Source organism: Pseudomonas sp. NCCP-436, assembly GCF_019656335.1.
Taxonomy (GTDB): domain Bacteria; phylum Pseudomonadota; class Gammaproteobacteria; order Pseudomonadales; family Pseudomonadaceae; genus Aquipseudomonas.
In genome coordinates this window covers 225,984-244,690 of record NZ_BPLZ01000003.1, presented here as the reverse complement: position 1 = coordinate 244,690, position 18,707 = coordinate 225,984, and the positions used below count along the sequence as shown (strand labels likewise).

Genomic DNA, 18,707 nt, shown 5'->3' with positions numbered 1-18,707 from the left:
GTTCCTCAGAATCCGCTCGGTGCTTGTTTGTGCCAGTCGCTGATCTGCTGATACTGGTGCGCGACGTTGAGCAGACGACCTTCCTGGAAGTAGTTGCCGAGCAGCTGCACGCCCACCGGCAGACCATCGACAAAGCCGGCCGGCATTGACAGGCCGGGGATACCGGCGAGGTTGGCGGTAATGGTGTAGATGTCTTCCAGATAGGCGGAAACCGGGTCGGCGTTCTTCTCGCCCAGCTTCCAGGCCAGGTTTGGCGTGGTCGGGCCGAGAATCACATCGACTTCCTCGAAGGCTTTGACGAAGTCGTTCTTGATCAGTCGGCGGATCTGCTGGGCCTTGATGTAGTAGGCGTCGTAGTAACCGGCCGACAGGGCATAGGTGCCGACCATGATGCGGCGCTTGACCTCGGCGCCGAAGCCTTCGCCACGGCTGCGCTTGTACAGATCTTCAAGGTTTTGCGGATTCTCGCAGCGGTAGCCGAAGCGCACGCCGTCGAAACGCGACAGGTTGGAGCTGGCTTCGGCCGGGGCGATCACGTAGTAGGCGGGAATCGCGTGCTGCATGTTCGGCAGCGAGATGTCCTTGATCGTGGCGCCGAGTTTTTTCAGCTCTTCGACCACGGCTATTACCTTCTCGCCAATACGGGCGTCCAGGCCGGTGCCGAAGTATTCTTTCGGCAGGCCGATGCGCAGGCCGGTCAGCGGCTGATTGAGGGCGGCGAGGTAATCATCGACCGGCTGATCCACGCTGGTGGAATCCTTGGCATCGAATCCTGCCATGGCGCTGAGCAGCAGGGCGCAGTCGAAGGCGTCGCGGGCCAGCGGGCCGCCCTGATCAAGACTGGAGGCGTAGGCGATCATGCCCCAGCGGGAGACTCGACCGTAGGTCGGCTTGATCCCGGTGAGGTTGGTCAGCGCTGCCGGTTGGCGGATCGAGCCGCCAGTGTCGGTACCGGTGGCTGCCGGCAGCAGGCGGGCGGCCACGGCAGCTGCCGAACCGCCGGAGGAACCGCCGGGAACGCGGCTGGTATCCCAGGGGTTCTTGACCGGGCCATAGTGGCTGGATTCGTTGGCCGAGCCCATGGCGAATTCGTCCATGTTCAGCTTGCCGAGCGTGACAGTACCGGCCGCAGCCAGTCTTTCCACCACGGTGGCGTCGTAGGGCGCATTGAAACCGGTGAGGATCTTCGAAGCACAGGAGGTCAGAACGCCCTTGGTGCAGAACAGATCCTTGTGGCCGATGGGGGCGCCGAGCAGGGCGCCGTTTTCGCCAGCGGCGCGGCGGGCATCGGCTGCCTTGGCTTGTGCGATTGCCAGCTCTTCGGTGACAGTGATGAAACTGTTGAGCTGCGGATCGAGCTGATGGATGCGTTCCAGCAGGCTGCGGGTCAGCTCTTCGGCGGAGAACTGCTTGGCTTCAAGGCCTTTGGCAATCTCTGCGAGGGTCAGTTGGTGCATGGGAACCCTTTTCCTTTTATTCGATGACTTTCGGCACGAGGTACAGGCCGCCTTCCACGGCCGGCGCGATGGCCTGGAAGGCGTCGCGCTGGTTGCTTTCGCTAACCACGTCGGCGCGCAGGCGCTGGGTGGCCTCCAGCGGGTGGGCCAGCGGCTCGATGCCTTGGGTGTCGACGGCCTGCATCTGGTCGATCAGGCCGAGGATGTTGTTCAGTGTGTCGGTAGTCTGCGGAATGTCGCCTTCGTTCAGACCCAGGCGGGCCAGATGGGCGATTTTTTCCACCTCGGAGCGTTCAAGCGCCATCGGGGATCTCCAATATAAGAGTGGAAGGTGGAGCTGGCCGGTCGTTGCCAGTGCGCCGGCTCAGGCGCAGTTGGGTGACGAGCGGCTTGAAATAGGTGCGTTTCCCCGGCATGCCGCGCCCGATTCGGTCGGCCTCAGCGGCCGCCAGTGGCTGCTGGCGGGGCGGGGAACGATTGCCGCAAGCTCGCAGTCAAAGGCCGCGAAGTGCGCCTGCAAGGCCCGTAAAGACAGGCAATCTACCATATTGCCGCCTTGCTCAAAATCCCTGCCGTTGTTAGAGTTTGCCGCACTTTTTCCTGCGCGTTCTTTTCCGCGCCTGGCCTAAACCCACGCGTTGCCTAGGGTCCCTCCGAATGTTCAAGAAACTGCGCGGCATGTTCTCCAGCGATTTGTCGATCGATCTGGGCACTGCCAATACTCTTATCTATGTGCGCGATCGCAGTATCGTCCTGAATGAGCCGTCGGTAGTGGCCATCCGCACCCACGGCAACCAGAAGAGCGTCGTTGCTGTCGGCACCGAAGCCAAACGCATGCTCGGCCGTACTCCCGGCAATATTTCCGCTATCCGGCCGATGAAGGATGGCGTGATTGCCGACTTCAGCGTCTGCGAGAAGATGCTGCAGTACTTCATCAACAAGGTTCACGAAAACAGTTTCCTGCAGCCCAGCCCGCGTGTGCTGATCTGTGTGCCATGCAAGTCGACCCAGGTTGAGCGTCGCGCCATTCGTGAATCGGCTCTGGGCGCTGGTGCCCGCGAGGTGTTCCTGATCGAGGAACCTATGGCCGCTGCCATTGGTGCCGGCCTGCCGGTCGAAGAGGCACGAGGCTCGATGGTCGTCGATATCGGCGGCGGCACCACCGAAATTGCCCTGATTTCCCTGAACGGCGTGGTGTATGCCGAGTCTGTACGCGTCGGTGGCGACCGCTTCGACGAAGCCATCATCACTTACGTGCGCCGCAACTACGGCTCGCTGATTGGTGAGGGCACCGCCGAGCGCATCAAGCAGGAAATCGGTACTGCCTATCCGGGCGGCGAAATCCGTGAAGTGGATGTACGCGGTCGCAACCTGGCCGAGGGTGTGCCACGCAGCTTCACCCTGAATTCCAACGAAGTGCTCGAAGCATTGCAGGAATCCCTGGCGACAATCGTCCAGGCGGTCAAGAGTGCCCTGGAGCAATCGCCGCCCGAGCTGGCCTCGGATATCGCCGAGCGTGGCCTGGTGTTGACTGGCGGTGGCGCGCTGCTGCGCGATCTGGACAAGCTTCTGGCTCAGGAAACCGGCCTGCCGGTAATCGTTGCCGAGGACCCGCTGACCTGTGTTGCCCGGGGTGGCGGCAAGGCTCTGGAAATGATGGATCGCCATGCGATGGATCTGCTCTCCACTGAGTAGGTCATCCCGCCGTGTCCTGTCGCGTGCCGCCTTCGGGCGGCACGCGCATCTTCGCGCGTTGCAGTAAACTCGCCCCACCAACTGCCGAGCCATTTGCTTTCTTGCATGACATCGCGCGCTTTCCTCCCATGTAGCGTACAAGGAGCCGGCCATTAAACCGCTCTTCGCCAAAGGACCCTCGCTGGGCATCCGCCTGCTGGTGCTGGCCGTGCTTTCGGCCGTGCTGATGGTCGTGGACGCGCGTTTTGAAGGGCTCAAGCCGGTACGCAGCCAGATGGGCCTGGTGCTGACACCGTTCTATTGGCTGGCCGATCTGCCCGTGCGTTTGTGGGAAGGGGCGACCCAGCAGATTTCCACGCGCAGCGAGCTGATGGCCGAGAATGAGAAGCTCAAGGCCGAAGCCCTGTTGCTGCAGCGTCGCTTGCAGAAACTGGCGGCACTGACCGAACAGAACGTGCGCTTGCGCGAATTGCTCAATTCGGCCGCGCTGGTTGACGAGGAGGTACTGGTCAGCGAGTTGATCGGCGTCGATCCCAATCCCTATACCCATCGCATTCTGATCGACAAGGGCGAGCGCGACGGCGTATTCGTTGGCCAGCCGGTGCTTGATGCCCGTGGTCTGATGGGGCAGGTGGTAGAAACCATGCCCTATACCTCGCGGGTGCTGTTGCTGACCGATACCACTCACAGCATTCCGGTGCAGGTCAATCGCAACGGTCTGCGTACTATCGCTGTCGGCACCGGCAATCCTGAGCGCCTTGAACTGCGCTATGTGGCCGATACGGCCGACATTAAGGAGGGCGACCTGCTGGTCAGTTCTGGTCTGGGACAGCGTTTCCCGGCTGGCTATCCGGTAGCTACGGTCAGTGAGGTGATTCACGATTCCGGCCAGCCTTTCGCCATTGTCCGGGCGGTTCCCACTGCTGCACTCAATCGCAGTCGCTATCTGCTGCTGGTGTTTTCGGATCGGCGTACTCCCGAACAGCGCGCCAACGACTCGGCTGAAGCGCAGGAGGCCGCGGATCGTCAGGCCAGCCAGCAGGCGACACCATCGGCTGCCGCCGAAAACCTAACGCCGGCCGCTGGGGAGGGGACTGATGAGCGCTAGCGGAACCCGCAATGGCTGGGTGATCTGGTTGAGCCTGGTACTTGGCCTGCTGCTCAGCGTTTCGCCGCTGCCTGAGTTCATGCAAATCGGCCGCCCGCTGTGGGTGGCGCTGATTTTGACCTACTGGCTGCTGGAACTGCCACATCGGGTTGGCATGACTACGGCCTGGGTGCTTGGGCTGGCTCAGGATGTACTGTTCGGCACGCTGCTCGGACAGCATGCTTTGATCTTGACCCTGGTGGCTTTTCTGGTGTTGAGCCTGCATCAGCGCCTGCGCATGTTCCCGCTGTGGCAGCAGAGCATGGTGCTGATGGTGGTGCTGGGGTTGGCTCAGTTGGTGCAGCTGTGGCTCAATGCTCTGACTGGCAGTCGCCCGCCGACTCTGGCGTTCATCCTGCCGGCCGTGGTCAGTGCGTTGCTGTGGCCCTGGCTGTGCGGCTTCCTGCGCGGCGTGCACCGTCGTCTCAACGTCAACTAGGTCTGGCTGGTGCTTTGCACCTGCTAAGCCCCTCCGATAGGGAGAGTACTCTTGGCCATGCTTTTTTTGGCCTCAGCTTCGCCCCGTCGCCGTGAGCTGCTGGCCCAGATTGCCGTACCCTGCGTGGTTCGGGGTGCTTCCATCGATGAAAGTCCCTTGCCGGACGAACCGGCTGCCGACTACGTAGTGCGTCTGGCGCGGGAGAAAGCGCGCAGCGCTCTGGAAACCCTGGCCGATCAGTCGGACGCGGTGGTGCTGGGTGCCGATACGGCGGTGGTGCTGGACGGACGAATTCTTGGTAAGCCGCAGGACTTCGACGACTTTCGCAGTACCTTGAGGTGTCTTGCCGGTCGCACCCATCAGGTGATGACGGCCGTTGCGCTGGCCTCCCGTCATGGCGAGGCTGCCCGGCTGGTCTGCAGCGAGGTCACATTCCGCCCGCTGAGCGAAGAGGAGATTGCCGCCTACTGGGCTAGCGGGGAGCCCCGCGACAAGGCCGGGGGATATGGCATTCAGGGACTGGCGGCGGTGTTCGTCAGTCGCATCGAGGGCAGCTATTCGGCAGTGGTCGGTCTGCCTTTGTGTGAAACCGCCCAGTTGTTGCGCGAGTTCGGCATCGCCTGCTGGCAGCCGGGCTGCGGGGAGTCAATCTAGGCCATGGCTCGGGGCGGGCGGCCAATCCATCAGGACGGATACATGAGTGAAGAGATTCTGATCAATATCACGCCGATGGAGTCGCGTGTGGCGGTGGTGGAGAACGGCGTGCTGCAGGAAGTGCATGTCGAGCGCACGCAAAAGCGCGGCATTGTCGGCAACATATACAAAGGCAAGGTGGTACGGGTATTGCCAGGGATGCAGGCGGCGTTCGTCGACATCGGTCTGGAGCGTGCGGCCTTCATCCATGCCTCGGAAATTTCCACTCGCGAAGGGGCGGCAGTGGAGCCGATCAGCGCCTTGGTGCACGAGGGACAGAGCCTGGTCGTGCAGGTGACCAAGGATCCCATCGGCAGCAAAGGTGCGCGTCTTACCACTCAGCTGTCGATCCCCTCGCGCTACCTGGTGTATATGCCGCGCACCAGTCATGTTGGTATATCCCTGAAAATTGAGGATGAGAGCGAGCGCGAGCGTCTAAAGCAGGTGGTGGCCGATTGCGTCGCCGCCGAAGGGATTGAGGAGGCAGGTGGCTTTATCCTGCGTACCGCTGCCGAAGGCGCCGGAGCCGATGAAATTCTCATCGACATCCGTTACTTGCGCCGGCTCTGGGATCAGATTGCCGCGCAGATCCAGAATGCAAAGGCGCCGACAGTGATCTACGAGGATCTGTCGCTGGCTTTGCGTACCCTGCGCGACCTGGTCAGTTTGCGCACCGAGAAGATTCGTGTGGACTCGCGGGAGACCTTTCAGAAGATCACCCAGTTTGTCGCCGAGTTGATGCCGGAAATTGCCGATCGCCTGGAGCACTATCCGGGTGAGCGGCCGATCTTCGATCTGTACGGCGTCGAGGACGAAATCCAGCGGGCGCTGGAACGCAAGGTGCCGCTGAAGTCCGGTGGCTACCTGATAGTCGATCAGGCCGAGGCGATGACTACCATCGACGTAAACACCGGTGCCTTCGTCGGTCACCGCACGCTCGAGGAAACCATCTTCAAGACCAACCTTGAGGCGGCTACCGCCATTGCCCGCCAGCTGCGTCTGCGCAACCTGGGCGGAATCATCATCATCGACTTCATCGACATGGAGGACGAGGAGCACCAGCGCCAGGTGTTGCGCACCCTGGAGAAGCAGCTGGAGCGTGACCATGCCAAGACCAACATCATAGGCATTACCGAGCTTGGCCTGGTGCAGATGACCCGCAAGCGTACCCGTGAGAGTCTCGAGCAGATTCTCTGCGAGCCGTGCAGTGCGTGTCAGGGGCGTGGCAGGCTGAAGACGGCGGAAACCATCTGCTATGAGATTTTCCGCGAGATCCTGCGTGAGGCGCGGGCCTACCAGGCCGAAAGCTACCGCGTGCTGGCCAATCAGAAGGTGGTCGATCGTCTGCTCGATGAGGAGTCGGGTAACGTCGCCGATCTTGAGGCTTTCATCGGGCGTACCATCAAGTTCCAGGTGGAAACCATGTATTCCCAGGAGCAATACGATGTGGTGCTGCTCTGAGCTCAGGATTGGCTGAGGTGCAAGCCGGCCGCCTGCTTCTGGTCCTGTTGCGTGCAGGCCTGGGACTTTGCGCCGCGCTGCTGGTGCTGGCGGCACTCTACGTCAGTCTGGGGCGCGAGTTGGTGCCGCTGGTGGCCGAATATCGCCTGGAGCTGGAGCGGCGTGCCAGCGACGAGCTGGGCTTGCCGGTGCGCATTGGCCGGCTGGAGGGGCGCTGGCAGGGGTTCGCTCCCCTGCTGGAGGCTCACGATGTGGTGATCGGCAGCGCGGAGGACGGGCTGAGTCTGCAGCGCGTACAGTTGAAGCCGGACATGCTCGGCAGCCTGCTGCAGCGCCAGCCGATCATTGCCCATCTGCAGTTCAACGGTTTACTGCTCGGTCTGCAGCAGGACGAGGATGGTCGCTGGCAATTGCAGGGTGTGCCGCAGCGCTCAGGTGGAAGTCCGGATGTGGCCCGGCTGCTGGAGCAGGCCACTGCTGTGCGGAAGATCAGTCTGCTGGACAGCCAGGTTGTGCTGCAGCCCCATGGGCAGGAGCCGCTGCTGTTCAGTTATGTCAATTTGAGTCTGGATTATGGCGTCGGCCGGCAGCGTCTGGATGGCCGCCTGTTGTTGCCCGATGGCCAGCCAGTGTCGCTCAGTCTGCAGACCCGAATGCAGCCGCAGCACTGGCGTGAGACCAAGGCCCAGCTATATCTGAGTTTGCCTCAAAGCGACTGGGCGGCATGGCTGCCTGCCGGGTTGACTGGCGACTGGCAGACCGAGCGCCTGCAGGCTGGCGGCGAATTGTGGCTAGAGGGCGTTGGTCTTTCGCTGCGCAAGGGCGCGTTGCGTCTGCACGGCAGCGAGCTGGTGCTGGGACTGTCCGGGCAGGCCCCGGCCAGCATTCGCGACCTGGCTTTTACTGCCCACTTCCAGAACGGTTCTTCCGGCTTGCAGGCTCAGGTCGATTCACTGGCGTTGAGTCATGACGACAGGCGTATTGGCGAACTGCACATTGGTCTGGTGCAAACTGCGGTCGGGCAGGCCGGGGAGCACTGGGCGCTGTCGGCCGACCGTGTCGACCTGGGAGCCTGGGCTCCTCTGGTACAGGCACTGGCACCATTGCCGGGCGGTGCTCGTGAGGTGCTTGCAGCACTGGCGCCTCAGGGCATGATGAGCAATCTGCTGCTGGACTACTATCCACATAGTCAAGGCGCTGAACAACTGGCATTTGCTGCCAACCTGGCCGGCGTAGGCTTTCAGGCCTATCACGGCGCCCCGGCAGCGGAGAATGTCAGTGGCAGCGTGGTCGGCAATTTGTTCGAGGGTGAGCTGCGTCTTGACAGCGAGGACTTCGCCCTGCACCTCGACCAGTTATTTCCGGCACCCTGGCGCTATCACCATGCACGGGCCAGGCTCGGTTGGCGCTGGGACGAGGAGGGGCTGGCCCTGTTCAGTCCGTACATGCGCCTGGATGGTGACGAAGGGCAGATTGCAGGGGACATGCTGATTCGCCTGCGCCGCGATCCGGCAGCCGAGGACTACATGGATCTGCGCGTCGGCCTGCGCGATGGCGATGCCAGTCATACCGGCAAGTATCTGCCAACCCGCTCTTCGGGCATGAACCCGGCGCTTAGCGACTGGCTGCTGGAGGCTATCCGAGGCGGACATGTGGAGCAGGGCTATTTCCAGTATCAGGGATCGCTGAACAAGGAGGCGATTGCGCAGGCGCGTAGCCTGAGTCTGTTTTTTCGCGTGCGAGATGCCGAGCTGGCCTTCCAGCCGGGCTGGCCGTCGCTGCGCGAGGGCAGTGCCGATGTACTGATCGAGGACGATGCCGTACGCGTCAGGCTGAAGCACGGTCGGCTGCTCGACAGCCAGGTAAGCGATGTGATGGCAGACATCCCGCTGCACAATGGCCGACCGCCACGCTTGAACCTTGTTGGCGACGTGCACAGTAGTCTGCCGGATGCGCTGAGGCTGCTGCAGGAAGCACCACTGGGTACGGCTGAGCTGTTCGCCGGCTGGCAGGGCGAAGGTGAACTGGCCGGTCGATTGCAGCTGGATATTCCTCTGCACAGTGGCGGTACGCCGGGCGTGGTCGTGGATTTTGTCACCGAGCAGGCCAGCCTTGACCTGCCCAGCCCGAAATTGCAGCTGCAGCAGATCAGCGGCGCGTTTCGCTACGACAGCGCTGCCGGGCTGAGCGCACCGCAAGTCAGCGCGCAGGTGTTCGGACGGCCTCTTCGTGGGCTGATCAGCGCCAGTGGGGCGAAGGGGAGTCCCTCCTCCACGTTCGATTTGCGTGGCCAGGTGCAGGTCGACACCCTGAGCCAGTGGCTGGGCGTTACCCAGGCGCTGCCGATCAAGGGCTTGCTGCCCTACCGACTGCGGTTGATCCTCGATGGCAATGACAGCCAACTGCGGGTAGATTCGAACCTGACCGGGGTCGCCATCGACCTGCCGGCGCCTTTCGGCAAGCGGGCCGCTGAAGAGCGCTATGCAGACTGGCGCATGACCTTGGCCGGCAGCGAGCGCCGTTATTGGGCAAGTTACGGCCAGCTGGCCCAGCTGAATCTGGCAGCCCCGCCGGATGCGTTGAGTCAGGGGCGTGGTGAACTGGTACTCGGTGGGGCCTCCGCCGGACTGCCGCCAGTGCCTGGACTGCGCCTGCGCGGCTGGCTGGATGAGCTGGATCTGGATGCCTGGCGCCAGCTTGGCGAACGCTACAAGGTCGCGCTGGATGTCGGCAACCAGCGCCTGCTGCGTAGCGCCCAACTGAGAATCGGGCGTTTCCGCGGCCTGGGCCAGCAGATTGACGACCTCAGTGTTGAACTGAGTCGAGAGGATGCTACCTGGAAACTGCAGGTTGATAGCCATCCGCTGGCCGGACAGGCGGTGCTGGCTGATGCCGAGGGTGTGCCAATCCGCCTCGAGCTTCAGCACCTGCGTATGCCGGCCCCGGAGCCACAGGTCGAGAATCAGCCTGATGCGCCGGATCCGCTGGCTGACTTCGATCCTCGGCAACTGCCGGCTCTGGATGTTCGTATCGCCAGCGTCGAGCGCGGCGAGCAGCGCTTGGGAGCTTGGGCTCTGAAGGTACGTCCGCAGCCACAGGGGGTCAGGTTCGAAGAGCTGGATCTGCAACTGCAGGGGTTGAGGATTGGCGGCAGCGCCGGCTGGACGGGCGAGCCCGGGAGCACTCGCAGTTGGTACAAAGGACGTCTGCAGGGCACTGACCTGGGCCAGGTACTCCAGGCCTGGGGCTACGCACCCAGCGTGACCAGTGAGCGTTTTCGCCTGGATGCCGACGGAAGCTGGTCTGGCTCTCCGGCCTGGTTCTCACTCAAGCGCTTTAGCGGCACTCTGGAGCCTTCACTGCGCAATGGCCAGTTCGTTGAGGTGCAGGGTTCGGCCCAGGCGTTAAGGGTATTTGGCTTGCTCAACTTCCACTCTATCGGCCGGCGGCTGCGCTTGGATTTTTCGGATCTATTGGGTAAGGGGCTGAGTTACGACCGGGTAAAGGGGCGCCTGCAGGCTGTCGACGGCTTGCTCGTAACCCGGGAACCGCTCACCATGACCGGGCCGTCTAGCAATCTTGAGCTTAACGGCTCGCTGGACATGGTCAGCGAGTGGGTCGACGCCAAGCTGCTGGTCACTTTGCCGGTGACCAATAACCTGCCACTGGCTGCACTGATTGTCGGTGCGCCGGCCATTGGTGGCGCGCTATTCATCGCCGACAAGCTGCTCGGTGACAAGGTGGCGCGCTTTGCCAGCGTACAGTACCTGGTCAAGGGGCCAATGCAGGATCCGCAGATCAGTTTCGACAAGCCGTTCGAGAAGCCGCGATGAATTCCTGGCTGGAGGTACCGATGAATCTTGCCGTGATCCAGATGGTCAGCCAGGACGACGTCTTGGCCAATCTAGCGTGCGCGCGCCGGCTGCTGGAGCAGGCTGCCGAACAGGGCTGCCGGCTGGCCGTACTGCCGGAGAACTTTGCCGCCATGGGCCGTCGCGATCTGGCTGCGATCGGCCGCGCCGAGGCTTTGGGGCAGGGGCCGATCCTGCCCTGGCTGTACAGCTGTGCGCGCGAACTTGACCTGTGGATAGTCGCCGGTACCCTGCCGCTGCCGCCGGATGATCGACCCGAAGAACGGCCACGGGCCTGTTCACTGCTGATCGATGCCGAGGGACAACGGGTTGCCCGCTACGACAAGCTGCACCTGTTTGATGTCGATGTGCACGACAATCGCGGCAGTTATCGTGAGTCCGACGACTTTGTCCATGGTGAGCGTATCGTGGTGGCGGATACCCCCGTCGGTCGTCTGGGTCTGACGGTCTGCTACGATCTGCGCTTCCCGGAACTTTACGTTGCACTGCGTGACGCCGGGGCCGAGCTGATCAGCGCGCCGTCAGCCTTCACTGCAGTGACCGGCGCGGCGCACTGGCAGGTATTGATCCGCTCGCGTGCCATTGAGACCCAGTGCTATCTGCTGGCCGCCGGACAGGGTGGCGAGCACCCGGGCCCGCGACGAACCTTCGGTCATTCGGCCATTGTCGATCCCTGGGGGCAGGTGCTGGCCGAGCGACAAGAAGACGGTGAGTCCGTACTTGTCGCTGCGCGCGATAGCGCTGAGCAGGCGGCAGTCCGCCAACGCATGCCGGTGCAGCAGCACCGCCGATTGTCTGTATCGGACGCATCGCGTCCGGTGGTTGTGGAGAAAGCATGAATACGCTGTTGCAATCCGTCAGTGAGCAGTTGCTCGCCCCTGGAGAACTGACCCTCGACAGCCTCGGGGCCGTGCTGGCTGAAGTGGCCGGACCGGGCATCGATGCCGCCGATCTGTATTTCCAGAGTCAGGTATCGGAAACCTGGGTGCTGGAGGATGGCATCGTCAAGGAAGGCAGTTTCAATCTCGATCAGGGCGTGGGTGTACGTGCCCAATCCGGGGAGAAAACCGGCTTTGCCTACAGCAATGCCATCTCCCTCGATGCCTTGCGCCAGGCTGCCCGTGCGGCCCGCTCGATTTCCCGTGCCGGTCAGCAGGGACAGGTGCAGGCATTTTCCGCTGCCCGGGTTGCCGCGCTGTATAGCGGCGAGAATCCTCTTGACGTACTCAGCCGCGCCGAAAAGGTCGAGTTGCTGCAGCGCGTCGACCGTGCCACGCGTGCGCTGGATCCGCGCATCCGCCAGGTAACGGTCAGTCTCGCCGGGGTCTGGGATCGGGTACTGGTGGCGGCTCACGACGGTAGTCTGGCGGCTGACATCCGTCCGCTGGTGCGTTTCAACGTCAGCGTTATTGTCGAGCAGAATGGCCGGCGCGAGCGTGGCGGCCATGGCGGTGGCGGGCGTGTCGATTACCGCTACTTCCTGGCTGAGGATCGGGCCATGAGTTATGCCCGTGAGGCGCTGCGCCAGGCGCTGGTCAATCTGGAGGCGGTGCCTGCGCCGGCTGGCACCTTGCCGGTGGTGATGGGTTCCGGTTGGTCCGGAGTGCTGCTGCATGAGGCGGTCGGCCACGGCCTGGAGGGTGACTTCAATCGCAAGGGCAGTTCCGCCTACAGCGGCAGAGTGGGCGAGAGGGTTGCCTCCAGCCTGTGCACCATCGTTGACGATGGCACCCTGACCGAGCGTCGTGGTTCACTCAGTGTCGATGACGAGGGCACGCCGACGCAGTGCACCACTCTGATCGAGAAGGGTGTGCTCAAGGGATACATGCAGGACAAGCTCAATGCCCGCCTGATGGGCGTGGCTGCGACCGGCAACGGCCGGCGCGAGTCCTATGCGCACCTGCCGATGCCGCGCATGACCAACACCTACATGCTGGCCGGTGAGAGCGATCCCGAGGAAATCATCCGTTCAGTAAAGAAGGGGCTGTACTGCGCCAACCTCGGCGGAGGCCAGGTGGACATCACCAGCGGCAAGTTCGTTTTCTCCACCAGCGAGGCCTACCTGATCGAGGATGGCAGGATTACCGCACCGGTAAAAGGTGCCACGCTGATCGGCAATGGCCCGGAGGCCATGAGCCGGGTATCCATGGTGGGCAACGATCTGACCCTGGACAGCGGTGTCGGCACCTGCGGCAAGGACGGACAATCGGTGCCGGTGGGCGTTGGTCAGCCGACACTGAAGATCGATGCCATTACTGTCGGCGGCACCGGTGGCTGAGATTTCGTTTCGCGGCCTGGCCTTAGCGTAGGCCGCGCTGGACTTCGTCGAGTTCGCGGAGGTACTTGAACAGCTTGCGTGCGGCAGCCGGCGGCTTGTTGTGGGCGGCTTCGTGCTGAGCATGGCGGATCAGCCCGCGCAGGTGCTGACGGTCGGTGTCTGGGTAGGTCTCGATGAAATTCTCCAGAGCACCATCGCCTTCACCGATCAGGCGGTCGCGCCAGCGCTCCAGAGCATGAAAGCGCTCGTTGTACTCGCGGGTGGAGCTGTCCACTTGGTCAATCACGGCGAGAATCGCCTCGACATCCTGATCGCGCATCAGCTTGCCGAGGAACTGGATGTGGCGTTTGCGCGCGGCGTTGGCCGTGTGCTTGGGCGCCTCGGCCAGAGCGCGTCGCAGGGCATCGGTCAGCGGCATGCGCGCCAGCAGATCCGGTTTGAGCGTGGTCAGGCGTTCGCCGAGTGCCTGCAGGGCGTGCAGCTCGCGCTTGATCTGGGATTTGCTCTTCTCTTCGGAGAAGTCATTGATAGTTTCAGGCATGGGGCAGATCCAGAGGAAAACGCCGCCATGATAGCAGTAAGCGGAACCGTCGGCCTGTGGCAGGCGGTGCGACTGCGGCTGTTGGAGGCCGCGCGTAAAAGCATTGGGAGTGGTTATGAGTGATGTTGAGTTGATCGGGCCCGAGGCCCTGCCGGTGCTGCAGGAGCAGGTTGAAGCGATTCTTGTCGAGGCGGCGCGTCAGGGGGCCACGGCCTGCGAGGTGGCTGTTTCCGCCGGTCAGGGGCTGTCTACCACAGTGCGTCAGGGAGAGGTGGAGACTGTCGAGTTCAATCGCGATCAGGGCTTTGGCATCACCCTGTACCTGGGCCAGCGCAAGGGCTCGGCCAGTACCTCGGCCACTGGCGAAGCAGCTATCCGAGAAACCGTAGCGGCAGCTCTGGCCATCGCTCGGCATGCCAGCGAGGACGAATGTGCCGGCCTGGCCGATGCATCCCTGATGGCGCGTGAACTGCCGGAGCTGGATCTTTATCACCCCTGGACGATTGGTCCCGAAGAGGCGGTGGAACTGGCGCTGAGCTGCGAGGCTGCGGCCTTTGCTGCGGATAAGCGCATCCGCAATGCTGATGGCACCACTCTCAATACTCATCAGGGTTGTCGCGTGTATGGCAACAGTCACGGCTTCATCGGCGGTTATGCCAGCACTCGACATAGTCTGAGCTGCGTGATGATTGCGGAAAGCGAAGGCCAGATGCAGCGTGACTACTGGTATGACGTCAACCGTCAGGGCGAGTGTCTGATGGCTGCTGCCGAGATCGGCCGGCAGGCAGCAGAGCGTTCGGTTCGGCGCCTTGGCGCCCGGCCGGTGGCGACTTGTGAGGTGCCGGTGCTGTTTGCTGCCGAGCTGGCCGGTGGACTGTTTGCCCATCTGTTGGCTGCGATTTCCGGGGGCAATCTATATCGTCATAGCTCCTTTCTCGAAGGGGCGCTGGGGCAGCAGTTGTTCCCGCAGTGGCTGAGCCTCGAAGAACGTCCACATCTGCCCCGTGCGTTGGGCAGCGCGGCATTCGATGGCGACGGACTGGCTACCTATGGCAAGTCCTTCGTCGAGCGGGGGGAGTTGGTGTCCTACGTGCTGGGCACCTACTCCGGGCGCAAACTGGGCATGCCCAGCACGGCCAATGCCGGCGGCGTGCACAATCTGTTCGTCAGTCATGGCAGCGAAGATCAGCAGGCGCTGATCCGGCGAATGGGGCGCGGTTTGCTGGTTACCGAATTGATGGGGCAGGGGCTGAACCTGGTCACAGGGGACTATTCCCGAGGGGCGGCCGGCTTCTGGGTGGAAAACGGCGAGATCCAGTTCCCGGTGCAGGAGGTGACCATCGCCGGTAATCTGCGTGACATGTTCCGTCAGATCGCCGCAGTGGGATGTGATCTGGAGCGGCGGGGCAATATCTGTACAGGTTCGGTTTTGATCGAGAAGATGACTGTGGCCGGTAGCTGAAGGCGGTGCCCGGGCCGTTGTCCTGCGGCCCGGGCAGGTTATTCACCTTCGTCGAAGTAGTTTTCCACCAGCGCCACGAGGGCGGTCATCGCTTCCTTCTCCTGGTCGCCCTCGGTGCTCAGGTGCAGTGTGGTGCCCTGGCCAGCTGCGAGCATCATCACGGCCATGATGCTCTTGCCATCAACCTGGTTCTCTACTGTGCGGCCGATGCGTACCTGGCAGGAGTGCAGGCTCGCGACTCCGACGAACTTGGCGGCTGCGCGGGCGTGCAGGCCAAGCTTGTTGATGATGGTGATCTCGCGGGTTTGCATTGCGGTTGGAATTCCTTACACGAGGTCGCGATGGCGAACCTGAACGTTCTTAAAGGACTGTTTCAGGGCAGTGCTCAGGCGGGAGGTCAGGTAGACCGAGCGGTGGTGTCCGCCAGTGCAGCCGATTGCGATGGTTACATAGGCGCGGTTGCTCGAGGCAAAGCGTGGCAGCCATTTGTTCAGGTAGGCAAGGATGTCCTGATACATCTCCTGTGCCTCGGGCTGGGCATCAAGGTATTCGATGACTGGCTGATCCAGCCCGGAAAAGTCACGCAGCTCGGGTTTCCAGTATGGGTTGGGCAGGCAGCGTGCATCGAATACCAGATCGGCATCGGTGGGCATCCCGCGTTTGAAGCCGAAGGACTGGATGAGGAACGAGGTACCGCTTTGCGACTGTCCCAGCAGACGCAGTTTCAGGGTGTCGCGCAACTGGTAGAGGTTCAGGCGTGTGGTGTCGATCCTCAGGTCTGCGCGATCAATGATCGGTGAAAGTAGCTGGCTTTCGTAGGCAATGGCTTCAGCCAGTGAGCGGTTCTCGTTGGTCAGCGGGTGTCGCCGCCGGGTTTCCGAGAAGCGCTTGAGCAGCGTGTCGTCCTCCGCGTCGAGGTAGAGTACATCGCACTGAATATTGCGCTGACGTACCTCATCAAGCAGCTCGGGGAAGCGGCGCAGCTGGCTGAGCAGGTTGCGGGCATCGATGGAAACGGCCACCTGTGGTAACAACATGTCGCTGTGAGGCAGAAAGCGTTCAGCCAGGTCGGTCAGTAGACCAGCCGGTAAGTTGTCGATGCAGTAGAAGCCATTGTCCTCGAGAACGTCCAGTGCGGTGCTCTTGCCGGAGCCGGAGCGGCCACTGACGATAACCAAACGCATGGCTATTGACCGTTCTGAATGTCGACGATGATCTGGTAGAGCTTCTCTCCCGTACTAGCCTGGCGCAACTGTGCGCAGACCTGCGGATTCTCCAGCAGACTGGCGATCTGGCGCAGGAGTTCGAGGTGGGCATCGGTAGCCGCTTGCGGTACCAGCAGGACGAACAGAAGATCGACCGGAGCACCATCGATTGCGTCGAAATCTACCGGTGTTTCCAGGCGCAGCACGGCGCCGATTGGGGCTTCGCAGCCGGGCAGGCGACAGTGGGGAATGGCAATGCCGCTGCCGAATCCGGTCGAACCAAGCTTCTCGCGAGCGACAAGGCTTTCGAATATGTCCTGGGCGTTGAGTTCGGGAATGTCTTGTGCGATTACGCTGGCGATTTGCTCTAGCGCACGCTTCTTACTGCCTCCCGGCACGTTCACCAGGGAACGGCCGGGAGTCAGGATATTTTCAAGTCGGATCATGGATGGGGAATGCCGGCTCTACGCGGTGCCTTGCAGGCGAGCGAGTTGTTTTTCTTTGTATTTGATGAGTTGACGATCGAGTTTGTCGGTCAGCAGATCAATGGCTGCGTACATGTCCTCATGTTCGGCATTGGCAACGATCTCGCCACCGGCAATGCGCAGGGTTGCCTCAATTTTTTGCTTGAGTTTCTCGACCTGCATGATCACCTGCACGTTGGTGATCTTGTCGAAGTGGCGTTCCAATCGCGAGAATTTCTCGCTGACATAATCACGCAGGGCGTCGGTCACAACCAGCTGATGTCCACTGATGTTGACTTGCATACCACTTTCTCCTTGTTGCCATGGATAAGAGGGGGTCATACGGCGACCCTCCATCGGAACAACTTGGCCTGTTCGCATACGCGATCAGTCGATCTTGCTTACATCAGACGCTTGCGTTCGCTGGACGGCGCGATCCCGAGGGATTCGCGGTACTTGGCCACCGTCCGGCGAGCGACCTGAATGCCTTGTGCCTCCAGTAAACCAGCGATCTTGCTGTCACTCAATGGCTTTTTGGCGTTTTCCGCTGCCACCAGTTTCTTGATGATGGCACGAATGGCAGTGGAAGAGCACTCTCCACCCTCGGAGGTACTGACGTGGCTGGAGAAAAAGTACTTCAGCTCGTAGATTCCACGTGGGGTATGCATGTATTTCTGGGTAGTAACGCGAGAGATGGTCGACTCGTGCATGCCCACTGCCTCGGCGATGTCATGCAGCACCAGTGGCTTCATGGCTTCTTCGCCGTAATCGAGGAAGCCGCGCTGATGTTCGACGATCTGCGTGGCGACCTTCATCAGCGTCTCATTGCGGCTTTGCAGGCTCTTGATGAACCAGCGTGCTTCCTGCAACTGATTGCGCATGAAGGTGTTGTCGGCGCTGGAATCGGCGCGTTTGACGAAGCTGGCGTACTGCGGATTGACACGCAGGCGCGGCATGGCCTCCTGATTCAGCTCAACCAGCCAGCGGTCGTTATGCTTGCGCACGATGACATCGGGCACCACGTACTCCGGTTCGCTGGACTCGATCTGCGAGCCGGGACGCGGGTTGAGTCGCTGGATCAGCTCGATGATCTGTTTGAGCTCGTCTTCCTTGAGTTTCAGACGCCGCAGCAACTGAGGGTAGTCGCGGCTGCCAAGGACCTCGAGATAGTCGGCGACCACGCGCTGGGCTTCGCTTAGCCAGGGGGTATTGGTCGGCAACTGACGCAGTTGCAACAGCAGGCACTCGCGCAGGTCGCGGGCGCCGATGCCGGCTGGTTCAAACTGCTGGATGCGGTGCAGCACCATTTCCACTTCGTCGAGTTCGATGTCCAGTTCGGGATCGAAGGATTCGGTGACCTCCTCGAGCGTTTCCTCAAGATAGCCATCGTTGTTGATGCAGTCGATCAGGGTGGTGGCGATCAGCCGATCCTTGTCCGACATGGGGGCCAGGTTGAGCTGCCAGAGCAGGTGACTCTGCAGGCTCTCGCCGGTGGAGGTGCGGGTGGTGAAGTCCCATTCCTCGTCGTCGCTGCTTGGCAGACTGCTGGCGCTGGTCTGGTAGATGTCTTCCCAGGCAGTGTCTACCGGTAATTCGTTGGGGATGCGCTCGCCCCAGTTGCCTTCCTCCAGGTTGTCTACCGTCGGTGTGTCCTGGGTGTGGCTGTCTTCCGCGATCTGGGGCTGCGGCGCGGCGCTTTCGGCGCCATCGGCCATTGGGTCGCTGTTGTCGAAGTCGTCGCCATCTTCCTGGCGCTCGAGCATGGGATTGGATTCCAATGCCTCCTGGATTTCCTGCTGCAGATCCAGGGTAGACAGTTGAAGGAGGCGGATAGCCTGTTGCAGCTGCGGAGTCATCGTCAGCTGCTGGCCCATCTTGAGGACTAGCGATGGTTTCATTGCAGACCTTAATTCACCGGCGAGTAATGCCTTCCACATCAGGGCGCCGAAGCGCCGCCAGGAAGCAAATTATATGCCTGATAGTCGTGTTCTTG

At 61.9% G+C, this 18,707-nt stretch carries 17 protein-coding genes; 9 read left to right on the top strand and 8 right to left on the bottom strand.

Annotated features, from left to right (window positions below):
- Window positions 1–5: 5 nt before the first annotated feature.
- On the bottom strand, window positions 6–1,457 hold the full coding sequence (gene gatA / locus NCCP436_RS05220; RefSeq protein ID WP_220802737.1) for an Asp-tRNA(Asn)/Glu-tRNA(Gln) amidotransferase subunit GatA: 1,452 nt from the start codon (window positions 1,455–1,457) through the stop codon (window positions 6–8).
- Window positions 1,458–1,473: 16 nt separating this feature from the next.
- Window positions 1,474–1,761, bottom strand: coding sequence for an Asp-tRNA(Asn)/Glu-tRNA(Gln) amidotransferase subunit GatC (gene gatC / locus NCCP436_RS05215; protein WP_220802736.1), 288 nt, complete (start codon window positions 1,759–1,761; stop codon window positions 1,474–1,476).
- A 353-nt stretch (window positions 1,762–2,114) separates the two neighbouring features.
- Here gatC and mreB point away from each other — a divergent pair, with 353 nt between their 5' ends.
- The 8 genes from mreB (at window position 2,115) to tldD (ending at window position 13,042) form a co-directional block, all read left to right on the top strand.
- Window positions 2,115–3,152: a rod shape-determining protein MreB gene (gene mreB, locus NCCP436_RS05210; protein ID WP_220802735.1), complete on the top strand. Its 1,038-nt coding sequence runs from the start codon at window positions 2,115–2,117 to the stop codon at window positions 3,150–3,152.
- A gap of 151 nt (window positions 3,153–3,303) precedes the next feature.
- Window positions 3,304–4,260, top strand: coding sequence for a rod shape-determining protein MreC (gene mreC / locus NCCP436_RS05205; RefSeq protein WP_259651449.1), 957 nt, complete (start codon window positions 3,304–3,306; stop codon window positions 4,258–4,260).
- Window positions 4,250–4,738, top strand: a complete 489-nt coding sequence (gene mreD, locus NCCP436_RS05200) for a rod shape-determining protein MreD (protein ID WP_220802734.1) — start codon at window positions 4,250–4,252, stop codon at window positions 4,736–4,738. The genes mreC and mreD overlap by 11 nt, the downstream gene beginning before the upstream one ends.
- 51 nt (window positions 4,739–4,789) lie before the next feature.
- The gene (locus NCCP436_RS05195; RefSeq protein WP_220802733.1) at window positions 4,790–5,392 is read left to right on the top strand and encodes a nucleoside triphosphate pyrophosphatase; all 603 of its coding nucleotides are present in this window, start codon (window positions 4,790–4,792) and stop codon (window positions 5,390–5,392) included.
- Window positions 5,393–5,434: 42 nt separating this feature from the next.
- The gene (gene rng / locus NCCP436_RS05190; protein WP_220802732.1) at window positions 5,435–6,892 is read left to right on the top strand and encodes a ribonuclease G; all 1,458 of its coding nucleotides are present in this window, start codon (window positions 5,435–5,437) and stop codon (window positions 6,890–6,892) included.
- Window positions 6,893–6,909: 17 nt separating this feature from the next.
- Window positions 6,910–10,725, top strand: a complete 3,816-nt coding sequence (locus NCCP436_RS05185; RefSeq protein ID WP_220802731.1) for a YhdP family protein — start codon at window positions 6,910–6,912, stop codon at window positions 10,723–10,725.
- 20 nt (window positions 10,726–10,745) lie between these two features.
- Window positions 10,746–11,603 carry a carbon-nitrogen hydrolase family protein gene (locus tag NCCP436_RS05180; protein ID WP_220802921.1) on the top strand — a complete coding sequence of 286 codons (858 nt, stop codon included), beginning with the start codon at window positions 10,746–10,748 and terminating at the stop codon, window positions 11,601–11,603.
- Window positions 11,600–13,042, top strand: coding sequence for a metalloprotease TldD (tldD, locus tag NCCP436_RS05175; protein ID WP_220802730.1), 1,443 nt, complete (start codon window positions 11,600–11,602; stop codon window positions 13,040–13,042). Before NCCP436_RS05180 ends, tldD begins: the two co-directional genes overlap by 4 nt.
- A 22-nt stretch (window positions 13,043–13,064) precedes the next feature.
- Here tldD and yjgA read toward each other — a convergent pair whose 3' ends face one another.
- The gene (gene yjgA, locus NCCP436_RS05170) at window positions 13,065–13,583 is read right to left on the bottom strand and encodes a ribosome biogenesis factor YjgA (RefSeq protein ID WP_220802729.1); all 519 of its coding nucleotides are present in this window, start codon (window positions 13,581–13,583) and stop codon (window positions 13,065–13,067) included.
- A 115-nt stretch (window positions 13,584–13,698) separates the two neighbouring features.
- On the opposite strand from yjgA, the gene pmbA reads away from it, so the two are divergent.
- Window positions 13,699–15,045 (top strand): metalloprotease PmbA, encoded by a 1,347-nt coding sequence (gene pmbA / locus NCCP436_RS05165; protein ID WP_220802728.1) that lies wholly within the window; start codon window positions 13,699–13,701, stop codon window positions 15,043–15,045.
- A 38-nt stretch (window positions 15,046–15,083) separates the two neighbouring features.
- Here pmbA and NCCP436_RS05160 read toward each other — a convergent pair whose 3' ends face one another.
- From NCCP436_RS05160 to NCCP436_RS05140, 5 genes are all read right to left on the bottom strand, one after another.
- The gene (locus tag NCCP436_RS05160) at window positions 15,084–15,356 is read right to left on the bottom strand and encodes an HPr family phosphocarrier protein (RefSeq protein ID WP_220802727.1); all 273 of its coding nucleotides are present in this window, start codon (window positions 15,354–15,356) and stop codon (window positions 15,084–15,086) included.
- 15 nt (window positions 15,357–15,371) lie between these two features.
- On the bottom strand, window positions 15,372–16,229 hold the full coding sequence (gene rapZ / locus NCCP436_RS05155; RefSeq protein WP_220802726.1) for an RNase adapter RapZ: 858 nt from the start codon (window positions 16,227–16,229) through the stop codon (window positions 15,372–15,374).
- Window positions 16,230–16,231: 2 nt separating this feature from the next.
- Window positions 16,232–16,696: a PTS IIA-like nitrogen regulatory protein PtsN gene (ptsN, locus tag NCCP436_RS05150; RefSeq protein WP_220802725.1), complete on the bottom strand. Its 465-nt coding sequence runs from the start codon at window positions 16,694–16,696 to the stop codon at window positions 16,232–16,234.
- Window positions 16,697–16,714: 18 nt separating this feature from the next.
- Window positions 16,715–17,017, bottom strand: coding sequence for a ribosome hibernation-promoting factor, HPF/YfiA family (gene hpf / locus NCCP436_RS05145; protein ID WP_220802724.1), 303 nt, complete (start codon window positions 17,015–17,017; stop codon window positions 16,715–16,717).
- A 98-nt stretch (window positions 17,018–17,115) separates the two neighbouring features.
- Entirely contained in the window at window positions 17,116–18,612 is a 1,497-nt protein-coding gene (locus tag NCCP436_RS05140; RefSeq protein WP_220802723.1) for an RNA polymerase factor sigma-54, read from the bottom strand.
- Window positions 18,613–18,707: the final 95 nt, after the last annotated feature.